We start from the raw sequence: 11,284 nt of genomic DNA on the forward strand, positions 1-11,284 counted from the left end.
GCGGCGGTCACGCCGTGCCGTCAGCGCAGATCCCGGGTGCCGCGTCCGCCAGGCTAAAGACTCTCTGCACTATGGCGAGCATTTGCAACGACGAGCAGGGGCCTTTTGGCGTGATGAGCGGGCATGATCGAAATACTCTCAGCCTCTCAGCTGGCGAGCCGCAGTAAGACATGGCCCGAACAGTTTCCCGATAAACACTTACTCTGGATCTATGCAGTGTTCCACGCTATGCGGAACACTGCACTAGAACTAGAGCTGCCCCTCGACAGCACGTCGGAAGATCTCGCCGTACTGCACTGCCGTGAAGGCGATGGGGTTGGTGGCGTGCGAACCATCGGCCACCGCGAGCTCGCCGATGGTTGCATCATCGCTCGCATCAATGCCGATTGCAGCCAGTGTGTGCGGAATGCCGATGTGCTCGCGCAAGGCCAGTATCCAGTCGAGGAATGTGGTGAACGACGGGGCAGGCAGGTTGAGATAGCGCGCGGCCGCGACGATGCGCGGCTCGATGGCTTCGCGGTTGGCTTGCAAGACGTAAGGCATCAGCACCGCGTTCAAAGTGCCGTGGTGCGCGTCGTGGTGCGCGCCCAGCGGATGCGCTAGCGCATGCATGGCGCCGAGGCCGCGTTGAAAGGCGGTCGCGCCCATGGACGAGGCGACGAGCATCTCGGCGCGCGCGGCCAAGTCGTCGCCTTGCGCGACTGCCCTCGGGAGCCAGTCCTTCACGATGCGCATGCCCTCCAGCGCAATGCCGGCGGCCATCGGATGAAAGAACGGCGAGCAATAGGCCTCGAGGTTGTGCGACAACGCGTCCATGCCCGTTGCCGCCGTGAGCCTGGGCGGCAGCCCGACGGTGAGCGTCGGATCGAGGATGACGACTGCCGGCAGCATGCGCGGGTGGAAGATGATGCGCTTGACCTTGGCATCGTCGTCGGTGATGACTGAAGCGCGTCCGACTTCCGAACCAGTGCCTGCGGTGGTAGGCACCGCGACCACCGGCACCATGCCCTCGACCTTCACGCGCTGGAAGTTGTCGCCGACGTCCTCGAAGTCCCAGAGCGGCCGGTCTTGCCCGACCATCAGAGCAACAGCCTTGGCCGCATCCAGGGCCGAGCCGCCGCCGAATGCAATCACACCGTCGTGCCCGCCGGCTCGATAAGCGGCAACACCGTCATCGACATTGCGGCCAGTCGGGTTGCCCTTGATCTTGCTGAACACCGCTGCTGCGCTTGCGGCGGCCGCGTCACGCACGATGGCCATGTCAGCGAGACCCGGTTCGGTCACCAGCAGAGGGCGTTTCATACCAAGCGAGGCACACCATTTCGGCAGCTCGCAGATGCGGCCGACGCCGGCCTTGACGGCCGTCGGGTAATTCCAGTTGACGGTGTACTTGGCGAGATCGTCGTTCACGGTGGGACTCCGAGCTTCAGGTGGTAGGACTTTGGTCGGGTCAGATGCTCGTAGCCGAGCACCGACAACGTGGCGCCGCGGCCGCTGTTCTTCACTCCGGTCCAGGCCAGGGCGGGGTCAAGGTAGTCGCAGCGGTTCATGAACACGGTGCCCGTGTGTATGCGAGCACCCAAGGACTGCGCCGCGTCTTCGTCCTGCGTGAACAGCGCTGCGGTGAGGCCATAGGGGCTGTCGTTCATCAGCTGCAAGGCTTCTTCGTCACCGTCCACGGGCATCACACCGCAGACGGGGCCGAAGCACTCCTCGGCCATGATGAGCATGGTGTGGTTCACCGAAGTGAGAATTTGCGGGGCGACATAGTTCGTGCCGGGCTGGTCGCGCTCGAATCGGCGGGGGTCGATCAGCGGCTTGGCGCCCTGCCCCAGCGCTTGCGCGATCACGGCGCGCACGGCATCAGCCGCCGAGGGTCGCACGACGGGGCCAAGCGAGGTCTCGGGCTGCAATGGGTCGCCAAGCACGTACTGGTTTGTCAGCTCGACGGCGGCTGCGATGAAGTCGTCGTAGCGCGAGCGATGGATGTACACACGTTGAATGCCGCAGCAACTCTGCCCCGAATTGAAGAACGCGCCATCGACGATGGTCTCGACGGCATGCTTCAGGTCGGCGTCTGCGCGCACGTAGGCCGGGTCGTTGCCGCCGAGTTCGAGCCCGAGGCCGATGAAGCGCCCGGCAGCGGCTTGCTCTACCGCGGCGCCGCCTGCCACGGAACCGGTGAAGGCAACGAAATCGATGCCGGGCGAGGCGATGAGCTTCTGCGTGGCATCGTGATCGCAATGCAGGAACTGGAACACGTCCGCCGGCACACCGGCTTCGACGAAAGCATCGACCATGCGCTCTGCCGCGAGCGGCGTCTGCGCGCTGTGCTTGAGCAGCACGGTGTTGCCGGCCACGAGTGCGGGGACAACGGCATTCACCGCCGTGAGCAGCGGATAGTTCCAGGGTGCAACCACCAACACCGTGCCCCAGGGCTCGCGAGCGATGTAGCGTGTGAACCCGCTGATCGGCGCGGGACGGATCGGCGCCAACGCCTCTTCGGCAATCGACAGCATGTGACGCGCACGGGCTGCGAAGCCGTCGACCTCGCCGGGCGTGTAGCGCAAGGGCCGGCCCATCTGCCGCGTCAGCTCCTCGGCGATCTGCGGCTTTCGTTCCACGAAGCGATCAACGCCGGCGCCAACGAGCCGGCATCGTTCGACCAATGGTATGCAGCGCCAAGGGGCCTGCGCGGCTTGTGCAAGAGCGAGCTTGTCGGCGATCTGCCTCGGCGTCGCCAAGTCGCGCCGCGCGAACTCGCTGCCATCGATGGGGCTCAGGGTGATTTGTTGCCGTGTCATCTCAGCCTCTCAGATGATCTCGAAATAGCGCGCCAGCTCCCAGTCCGTCACATGACGTCGGAACTGCCGCTCTTCCCATTCGCGGGTAGCGGCAAAGTGATCGACGAAGGCATCGCCGAACAACTGGCGGGCAGCTTTGGACGCTTTGAGCCGCTGCGCCGACTCCCACAAGGTGCCCGGGAAATGCAGCTCGTCTGAAAACGTCTGCGTGTACGCATTGCCCTCGACGATGGGCGTCGGCTCAAGCGTCTGCTCGATGCCGAGCAGCCCCGCGCCCAAGGCCGCGGCCAGCGCGATGTAGGGGTTGGCATCAGCCGAGCCGATGCGCACCTCGATGCGCTGAGACTTCTCCGTGCCCGGAATCACCCTTAACGCCGTCGTGCGGTTCTCTACGCCCCAGGTCGCGTCGAGGGGCGCCCAGTAGCCCGGCACCAGACGCGAGTAGCTGTTGACCGTGGGCGCGAACATCGCAAAGAACTCGGGCAGGTAGCGCTGCACGCCAGCCATGAACTGCGCTTGCAGCCGGCTCATGCGATGAGGCGCGTCAGCGTCGTAGAACACGCCACGCCCGCTGCTCTTTTCCTTGAGCGACAAGTGAATGTGACCGCTCTGGCCGGGGTAGTCGGGTGACCACTTGGCCATGAAGGTCGCCATCAGCCCGTTCTTCTGTGCCAGTGCCTTGGTGAATGTCTTGAACAGAATCGCCTTGTCGGCCATGGCCGCGATGCCGTCGACCGCGAGCGCGGCTTCGAGCACACCCGGGCCGGTCTCGGTGTGCAGGCCTTCGATTGCCATGTCCATCTGCTCGCTCAGCTGCATGAGCTGCTGGTAGAAATCGGAGTTGACCGTCGAGCGCAGCACCGAATAGCCGAAGTAGCCGGGCGTCCACGGCTTGAGGTTGCGGTAGCCCTTCTCGCGCACCGAGTTCGGTGTCTCGTCGAACATGAAGAACTCGTACTCGAGTGCCGCATACGGGTCGTAGCCCATGGCCTGCGCCTTGGCGATCAGGCGGTGCAACAGACGGCGCGGGCATATCTGTGCCGAAGCCTCGTCGGAAAACTCTGCCAGAAAGAACAGCATGTTGTGGCCGTTGGTTTGCTCCAGCGGCAAATCGCGGCAGGTCTGCGGCACGATGCGCGCCCAGGCATCGGGGTAGGCGGTGTGCCAGCCGGTGTAGCGCGTGTTGTCGTAGAGCTGGTCGTTCGAGTCCCAGCCGAGCACCACGTTGCAAAAGCCGAAACCATCATTCAGTGCGCCGGCCATCTTGTCGTGCCGCAGGTACTTGCCGCGCAAGATCCCGTCGATGTCCGACACGCCCACCTTCACGTGGGACAGGCCGCGGTCCTGTATCAGGCCGAGGGCATGCTCGATGGTGTTGACTTCGCGTGCTCGCATAGAACTCCTTGGGCTCGATCAGCGGAACTTCACGGTGCAGTGTCCTGCGCGATGCCCAGGATGCGCAACATGGCGGGCAGGAAATCCACAGTGCGCAAAGGCTTGCCAGGCTTGCCTCAGCAAGCGCGAACGGTCTGATGGTCGAAACTCGACGCCTACGATCAATGTCCGACATCCTTGGGGGTTTGCATCATGACAACACCGGCTGCAAAAGCGCTTCGAATCCCGATCGATGACGAGCAGGCTGTCTCCGGCCCGCTGATGGTCCCGGCGCAAGCGCATGCCTGCTACGTCTTTGCGCACGGCGCTGGCGCGGGCATGGACCATCCGTTCATGGAGGCCATGGCGCATGGGCTGGCCGCGCACGGCATAGCGACGCTGCGATATCAGTTCCCGTACATGGAGCGAGGCTCGAAGCGCACGGACGCCCCGCCGCTGGCCCATGCGGCCGTGCGGGCCGCCGTCGATGAAGCGGCACGGCTGGTACCAACGCTCCCGCTCATCGCAGGCGGCAAGTCATTCGGCGGACGAATGACCTCGCAAGCCCAGGCTGCGTCGCCGCTTCCAGGCGTTCGCGGGCTCGTGTTCGTGGGCTTTCCGCTTCATCCGGCCAAGAAACCGTCGGAGGAACGCGGCAAGCACTTGTCCGACGTGACTTGCCCGATGCTGTTCTTGCAGGGCACCCGCGATGAACTGGCCGATCTCGGGCTTGTCCAAGCACTTGTCGATCGATTGGGCAGCGCAGCGACACTCCATGTTTTCGGCGACGCCGATCACTCCTTCCATGTGCGAGTGAAGAGTGGTCGCACGGACGCGGAAGTGATGAACTCAATGGTGCAGGCCATCGCAAAGTGGCTGGACGCGATTGAGTTGGTGTGTTAATCGGAAATGCATGTCAGCACCAGCCTTCATTCGCTCAGATCCAGTCGAACACTACGACGCCATCGTGAGCATCAACATCGAGTACATGTCCTGGGTCCGCGACGAGATGGAACGGTCATTCGGAGCCAATGCTCATGATGGGGCAGGCATGCCTGTCGCCGACTACGTGGCCGGTGTGATCCACCAGGTCTGCGGAGAGCGGCCACCGAAAGGCACGTTCTATCTCATCGAGGTCGACGGCAGCGTGGCAGGAATGTGCGGCTTGCGTTTCGTTCGCAGTGACGTGGCCGAGATCAAGCGCCTCTACGTTCGCCCGGCGTACCGTGGCATGAACTTGGGACAACTGGCACTGCGAAGACTCATTTCAGACGCAGGCAGTTTTGGATATCGCAGTGTCTGTCTCGACACCGCTCCCTTCATGAAGGCCGCGCATCGCCTCTACGAGACACACGGATTCGTCGACTGCGCGGCATACGAAGGTACGGAGGTCCCTGCGGAGTTTCGCGCCCGGTGGCGATTCATGCAGCGCCAGGTCCTCCAAACGAATGCGGGTCTGCTGCCGTGAAGCCTGGTGCGAAAAATGGGCGTCCATTGCGGCGCTCTTGTTGCTTCCCCTGCTGCTGCAAGCCTTCGGCACCCATTGGGCCTGGCTGTGCAGCAGCCTCTTTCACAACGTCATGCGGGCGGCCTGAATTGCGGATGCAGGCGCAGCCTCACATAACCTGACCCGCTTCCCTGGAGAACGGCGCTTTGCTCGAACACGCGCAGCCATTCATCGATCAGGATGAGCGGGGGGTCGAAGACGCAGATGCCCTCTTCCGACACCCATTCACCCATCGGGTCGACGCCAGCCGCAGGGCTCCAGCGAAGGCGAGACCCCTCGACGGCGAACATGAGTTCTCGTTGTCGAACGTCGTTTTCTTCGGAGGACAACTGCCGGCCGAACGGATTCCATGCCGTGATGACCACGGCCAGATAGGCGTCGCAAGCATCAAGCCAGGCGGCCACGCGTTCATCGAAACCGACACGGAGTTCCATGGGCCGAAGTCCGGACACGCGATATTCCTTGCGCTCGCACGCAGCCAGGAGCTCCGGCGCGAGCGCCATCTTGGGCCCGTCGACTGTCGACAAATCAATCGGACTGCTACGCAGCTTCACTGGAATGCTCGTCATGCTCATGTGCGGGGATCGTCCACTCTGATCGTCCGATGATTCGAAGATCCGACCTCACTAGTTGAACAGCACCGCGTTCACTTGGCACGCAGGCGGCCACGGCTTTCAGATCGTTTCAGGGGTGTGGTTCGAAGGCATTGATTCATTGCGCACTCTCACGGCTTGACGCGAGCAGGCAGTCAATCGTCACGTTAACGTCAGGCCCGAAAACTTCGCTTCGCCACCTCCCGCTTCGCAAAGCACGCCGCTCCTTCGACCGAGCTGGATATCGTCTACCTTTTGAAAGCGGCCATCCGGCCTGCCACCTTCATTGGCCAGAATCATGCAAAGAATCTCGCAGCCTCCTCCCCAGATCCAGACGGCCTCCCACGCGGTCGCCGCAACTGCGTCAGACATCCACGTGCGCGAAAAGGCGCCGAGCGAATCAGGGAGTAGCCACCTTGCAGGTTGACATCGACAGTCGGACGAGTTTCGGGCCGGAATTCGCACCAACGCCTGAGAACATTCGAACGCAATTCAGGCTGCTGCGCGAGACATCGGGGCAGTTTGACGAAGCATCTGCAATGTGGCAATCAGCGGCAAGCCAGTTCTCCGCATCACTGAAGGCTGCACGCAAGGCGCACGCGTGCGCAGCGGTGATTGAATCGCTCAAGCGAAGTATCTCGGAGTGCGAAGCAGCGGCAGCACGTTTGGCCATCAAGCACGACGTGGCCGAGGCCGTCCTCGCGGTCAAGCAACTCGGTCCGCGGCCCTGGCCCCACGTGCAGATCATCGCGCAAGCAAATCACCACCTCGAGGCAGCGATCGAGCGGCATCGCACGTACGCTTGCACGGCGCCACTCCACACGCTCCCGATCGAAGGCTTTGATATGGCCCTTCGTGACATCGCCTCTGTGGCTCAACAACTGCGGGACAGCCTGCCTGCTGCGCATCTGTGCGCAGTGGCAGCAGGCTATATGCACGACCTGGCCCTCTCGCTGAGCAAAGAACTGGCAAGCGGCATCACTGATCATGTCGTCTCTGTCTCGGCGCCTCGGCGCGCTCCCTCCCTCGACGGCCGGTCCCGATCGAAGAATGCACGCCCGGTCAAGGGCACTTCCTTGCATTGCATCGGCAAGTCGTCGGAAGCCAAATTGATGCACTAGTGCAGTGTTCGAGCTCCGCTGTACGTCCGGGCAAAACTCCCAGGGGTGCAGAAGTAGGGATTGAGCAACGGCCTTGGCACGTGCACTATGCGCGCGCCACGCGGATCAATCCGCCGAGGGAGGGCAAACATGAATCGGACCACTTTCAGCGGGGTCGTTGCTGCCGTCGTGTTGTTGGCTGGCTATGCGGTGCTGAGCGCATCCCAGCCCGCAGCGCAGCCCACGTCAGGAAGCAATGCAGCCGCTGCATCCTCACCGGCTTCATTCTCACCGGCTGCATCCGCGCCATCGCCCAACGCCCTCGCCTCGCCCGACAGGCCCGGCGTCGACCAGAACGCGCCCTATTTCGAAGCCTGTGCGCGCCAGGGACTCAACGAGTCTGAATGCGTCGGGCGCCTCATCTGGTTCAAGGCCACTGGCGGCAACGAACGCTTTCACACCTATGCATTCCAGCAGCGCATTGGCGTGCTGGTCGATTGGTTTCGCGTACTGCGCTCGGACCAGCGCAACGACCGGTTCCAGGCCTGGGGAATCATCAACGATCCCGCCTGCTGCAAGCCGGGCGACCCCGACTGCCCGGCCAAGACGGCCGACGAAACCTACGGCTTCGACTGGTGTCCGGGCGACGACGTGCTGCTCAAGTACGTGGGCAAGCAAGGCTATGTCGACCCGGCGTGCGAGCTGAAAGACGCGCCCCTCGACGTCACCGATCCGCACGCCAAGGACGGCAACCGCGACCAGCGTCAGTCGTCTTGCGACCTGCGCTTCGGTACCTCGACTGGCGCACTGGGCTTCCGCAAGTTTCCGAACCCCCGCTTCAATGCCGAGAAATGGGCTGTGCTCAATGGCGGACGTGCAAGTTGGCACGGCTACGACCAAGTGGTGGCCGCAAAAACAAGCATGCCCTCCGACGAGCGCGTCAGCAAGCTTGTCGACGCGTCCGTCGAGCCGCCGTTCCTGGTGGGCACCACCTGCGGCTCGTGCCACATTGCCTTCGATCCGAAAAATCCTCCGCAAGACACTGCTCATCCGAAGTGGGAGAACATCAAGGGCCTGATCGGCAACCAGTACACCCGCATGTCGGAGCTTCTCGGCTCGGGCATGGCGCGCACCAGCCTGGAGTGGCAGATGTTCGCGCACGCACGTCCGGGTGTGACCGACACCTCCGCGATCTCGCACGACCAGGTCAACAACCCCGGCACGATCAACGCGATCGTCAACCTGTCGCAGCGGCCCACCTTTCAAGGCGAGGAGATCACCAAGTGGCGCAAAGCGGCAAGCTGCGGCAACGAGCGCGATGAAGACAAGTGCTGGTGCGAGCCCGGCCGCGACGGCAAGTGCTGGCAAAAGAGCACGCGCAATGACGATGTGACCGCCGTGAACATCGGCGGCAAGCCCGTCACGCTGCCCGGGGTGCATCACATTCTCAAGGGCGGAGAAGACTCGATCGGTGCACGCGAGGCGATCCAGCGTGTGTACTTCAACATCGGCTCGTGCTCGGAACAGTGCTGGGTCAACCATCTGAGCGACCAGCGCCAGGTCGACCCCAACCAGCGCGGCTTTGGGCAAACCGCCTTCAACATTGGCCAGTGCCGACGCGACTGCCCGAACTTCCGCGCCGTCGAAGACCGCTTGACCAACATCCTCGACTTCTTCCTGTCAGCCGAGAGCGATGCCACCAATCTTGATGCTGCACGCGCCGCCGTGCTGAAGGCAAAAGACCCGAAGAAGGAATACACGCGCCACGACCTGATCGCAGCGCTGGACAAGGAATTCGGAGCACCAGGCGCTGTCGACCGCGGACGCAGCGTGTTTGCCGATAACTGCGCGCGCTGCCATTCGAGCGTGCCCGACTCGCCGACTGACCCGTTCAAGACGCGCGACTTCTACGCGACGGCCAGCGGACATCCGCGCAACATGCGCGCCGACTTTCTCGGCAACGACAAGCCGACGCCAGTCACTGAAGTGGGCACCTTCCGATGCCGCGCGCTGCACTCCAATCACCTGCAAGGGCATTTGTACTCGGAGTACGCGTCGCAGACGCTGCACAACCAACCCCTGGTGCCCGCGATCCCCGAGCGTGAAGATTTGAAAAATGGCGGACGCGGCTACTACCGCAACGTCTCGCTCGTCAACATCTGGGCCACTGCGCCTTTCATGCACAACAACGCGATCGGACCAGAGATCTGCGGCAAGCCAGCGAACAAGGCGAACGATTTCGCCCGTGCGCGCTATGTGGATTCGACTGGCAAGCTGCTCGACAAGCAGCCCGAATGCGTGCCTTACGACCCGAGCGTGGAAGGCCGCTTCAAGCTCTACAAGGAATCGATGCGCGAACTGCTGCATCCCAAGGAGCGCGGCATCAAGATGACGCTCACCGATGCCGACGTGCTGCTTGACGTAGGGCTGCGTCCCTGGGATGGCAAGCAGGAGAAACCGCTGTTTGACTTCGGCCAGATCAAGGTGCCAAAGGGCGTGCCTGCCGGCTTTCTGAACGGCCTTCAGCACAAGCAGCTCATCGACGACCTCTACCTCGCCAAGCGCGAGCCTGCCACCCTTGAAAAGATGGGCAAAAAGGACCTCGTGCCCACGCTGCAGGCCATTGCCGATGAAGTGATCAAGCAGCCGGCGCGCTTCGTCGACATCGTGCACGAGCGGCGCGACTTCATGACGGCCAACTACGAGACCTGCACGCAGTTCGTCGAGAACGAAGGGCATCGATTCGGCGAAGACCTGTCGGAGGCCGACAAGAACGCGCTGACGGCCTTTCTCGCGACCTTGTAGGCCGCGCAAGCAACAAATAAAAAGGAGAAAGCCATGCGAGTTGCCATGTGGATGTTGTGTACTGCCGCGGTGCTGGCGATGGCCGGCTGCGAACGAAAGGCGAAGCCGCCCGAGATCGCCTTCGCGCCGTACAGCGCCGAATACGCATCGAAGATGGACTTGGCGCAGGTCGAGTACAAGTTTCCGTTGAGCCCGGCCGACCTTGAGAAGATCACACCTGAGAACCTCTCGGCGCTCGACCAGGAACAGGTCGACCAGATCTACGCCCGATTGACCGCAGGGCCTATTCCAGATGGCGCGTACGACGGCAAGATCCTTTTGCCGCGAGGCAGCAGCGGCCAGTTCCGTGCGGCGGAAATCATCGGGGGCTTCGCTGGGCTCGCGGTGCAGCTCAAGGGCCTCAAGCTGGAAACAGTGGGTGAACACCTGTGGCGCGGGAAGGTGTTCTATCGCGACGAGCGCGTGCTGCGCAATCGCATCGACGACATCGGCGCGCTGAAGGCCGCAGGGCTGGTGGACGGCGACCCCACGAAGATCAAGGTGGGCAACCAGGAGACGTGGCTACTGTTCCCGGCCAAGCTGTATTGCGGAGAGAGCCTGATGGACGCGCGGCGCGAGTCGATCATCATCGACTACTTCTTCACCGATGAAATTCCGGGCTACCAGGAAAAGCCGGACTTTCTCGCCGGCCGCCGAGGACTCAAGGTGCGCGATGAGATTCGGATGGTGCGGCCGGGGCTTTACTTGGGTCGCGCGTATCTCGATCGGGGCTTCGCCTTGAACTTCACGCTCTACAACAAGGCCGTTGCGGAACGTGATGGGCCGGCCTTCGAAAAAGACGGCAAGACGAGCGAAGACTGTTGGACAGGTACGCAGCCGAGGCGGGCCGCAGCTGCGGCAACCGCGCCCTGAGAGCGATGAGAGTTCTCTTGGCAACTTTAATGTGCGTTCGCAATGAGCTTGTATTTCTGAGCGCCTTGAAACGGGAGATGGGTCAGCCCCAAGATGGGCAGGGCCAGCCCGAGCGAAAGGGTCGGCATAGGATTTGGTTCCGAACGACCTCCCAATGTCCGTTCGGGCTGAGGTATCGAAGCCTCAACC

Annotated in this window: 9 protein-coding genes; 5 read left to right on the forward strand and 4 right to left on the reverse strand. The window is 62.7% G+C overall.

Annotated features, from left to right (window positions below; translation table 11 throughout):
• Nucleotides 1-249: 249 nt before the first annotated feature.
• Genes AC30NL_RS15765 through AC30NL_RS15775 form a run of 3 tightly spaced genes read right to left on the reverse strand, consistent with a single transcriptional unit; the run spans nucleotide 250 to nucleotide 4,199 of the window.
• The gene (locus AC30NL_RS15765) at nucleotides 250-1,410 is read right to left on the reverse strand and encodes an iron-containing alcohol dehydrogenase (RefSeq protein ID WP_489464946.1); all 1,161 of its coding nucleotides are present in this window, start codon (nucleotides 1,408-1,410) and stop codon (nucleotides 250-252) included.
• A complete protein-coding gene (locus AC30NL_RS15770) occupies nucleotides 1,407-2,804 on the reverse strand; it encodes an aldehyde dehydrogenase family protein (protein WP_489464947.1) in 1,398 nt (465 codons plus the stop codon). The genes AC30NL_RS15765 and AC30NL_RS15770 overlap by 4 nt, the downstream gene beginning before the upstream one ends.
• A 9-nt stretch (nucleotides 2,805-2,813) precedes the next feature.
• Entirely contained in the window at nucleotides 2,814-4,199 is a 1,386-nt protein-coding gene (locus tag AC30NL_RS15775; protein WP_489464948.1) for a glutamine synthetase family protein, read from the reverse strand.
• A gap of 192 nt (nucleotides 4,200-4,391) precedes the next feature.
• Here AC30NL_RS15775 and AC30NL_RS15780 point away from each other — a divergent pair, with 192 nt between their 5' ends.
• Both AC30NL_RS15780 and AC30NL_RS15785 read left to right on the forward strand, forming a co-directional pair.
• Nucleotides 4,392-5,081, forward strand: coding sequence for an alpha/beta hydrolase family protein (locus AC30NL_RS15780; RefSeq protein WP_489464949.1), 690 nt, complete (start codon nucleotides 4,392-4,394; stop codon nucleotides 5,079-5,081).
• Nucleotides 5,082-5,091: 10 nt separating this feature from the next.
• On the forward strand, nucleotides 5,092-5,646 hold the full coding sequence (locus AC30NL_RS15785) for a GNAT family N-acetyltransferase (RefSeq protein ID WP_489464950.1): 555 nt from the start codon (nucleotides 5,092-5,094) through the stop codon (nucleotides 5,644-5,646).
• A gap of 110 nt (nucleotides 5,647-5,756) precedes the next feature.
• Here the strand turns inward: AC30NL_RS15785 and AC30NL_RS15790 are convergent, their stop codons facing one another.
• The gene (locus tag AC30NL_RS15790; RefSeq protein WP_489464951.1) at nucleotides 5,757-6,260 is read right to left on the reverse strand and encodes a DUF3293 domain-containing protein; all 504 of its coding nucleotides are present in this window, start codon (nucleotides 6,258-6,260) and stop codon (nucleotides 5,757-5,759) included.
• Nucleotides 6,261-6,817: 557 nt separating this feature from the next.
• Here AC30NL_RS15790 and AC30NL_RS15795 point away from each other — a divergent pair.
• The 3 genes from AC30NL_RS15795 (at nucleotide 6,818) to AC30NL_RS15805 (ending at nucleotide 11,095) form a co-directional block, all read left to right on the forward strand.
• Nucleotides 6,818-7,399: a hypothetical protein gene (locus AC30NL_RS15795; RefSeq protein WP_489464952.1), complete on the forward strand. Its 582-nt coding sequence runs from the start codon at nucleotides 6,818-6,820 to the stop codon at nucleotides 7,397-7,399.
• A gap of 129 nt (nucleotides 7,400-7,528) precedes the next feature.
• Nucleotides 7,529-10,183 carry a hypothetical protein gene (locus AC30NL_RS15800; protein ID WP_489464953.1) on the forward strand — a complete coding sequence of 885 codons (2,655 nt, stop codon included), beginning with the start codon at nucleotides 7,529-7,531 and terminating at the stop codon, nucleotides 10,181-10,183.
• Nucleotides 10,184-10,216: 33 nt separating this feature from the next.
• Nucleotides 10,217-11,095 (forward strand): hypothetical protein, encoded by an 879-nt coding sequence (locus AC30NL_RS15805; RefSeq protein WP_489464954.1) that lies wholly within the window; start codon nucleotides 10,217-10,219, stop codon nucleotides 11,093-11,095.
• Nucleotides 11,096-11,284 lie beyond the last annotated feature (189 nt).

The organism is Rhizobacter sp. (assembly GCA_021153565.1).
Lineage (GTDB): Bacteria > Pseudomonadota > Gammaproteobacteria > Burkholderiales > Burkholderiaceae_C > Albitalea.

Coding starts and splice junctions, on each gene's coding strand:
- AC30NL_RS15795 (WP_489464952.1), top strand. CDS start 6,818: ATGTGGCAATCAGCGGCAAGCCAGTTCTCCGCATCACTGAAGGCTGCA.
- AC30NL_RS15790 (WP_489464951.1), bottom strand. CDS start 6,260: ATGAGCATGACGAGCATTCCAGTGAAGCTGCGTAGCAGTCCGATTGAT.
- AC30NL_RS15770 (WP_489464947.1), bottom strand. CDS start 2,804: ATGACACGGCAACAAATCACCCTGAGCCCCATCGATGGCAGCGAGTTC.
- AC30NL_RS15805 (WP_489464954.1), top strand. CDS start 10,217: ATGCGAGTTGCCATGTGGATGTTGTGTACTGCCGCGGTGCTGGCGATG.
- AC30NL_RS15775 (WP_489464948.1), bottom strand. CDS start 4,199: ATGCGAGCACGCGAAGTCAACACCATCGAGCATGCCCTCGGCCTGATA.
- AC30NL_RS15780 (WP_489464949.1), top strand. CDS start 4,392: ATGACAACACCGGCTGCAAAAGCGCTTCGAATCCCGATCGATGACGAG.
- AC30NL_RS15785 (WP_489464950.1), top strand. CDS start 5,092: ATGTCAGCACCAGCCTTCATTCGCTCAGATCCAGTCGAACACTACGAC.
- AC30NL_RS15800 (WP_489464953.1), top strand. CDS start 7,529: ATGAATCGGACCACTTTCAGCGGGGTCGTTGCTGCCGTCGTGTTGTTG.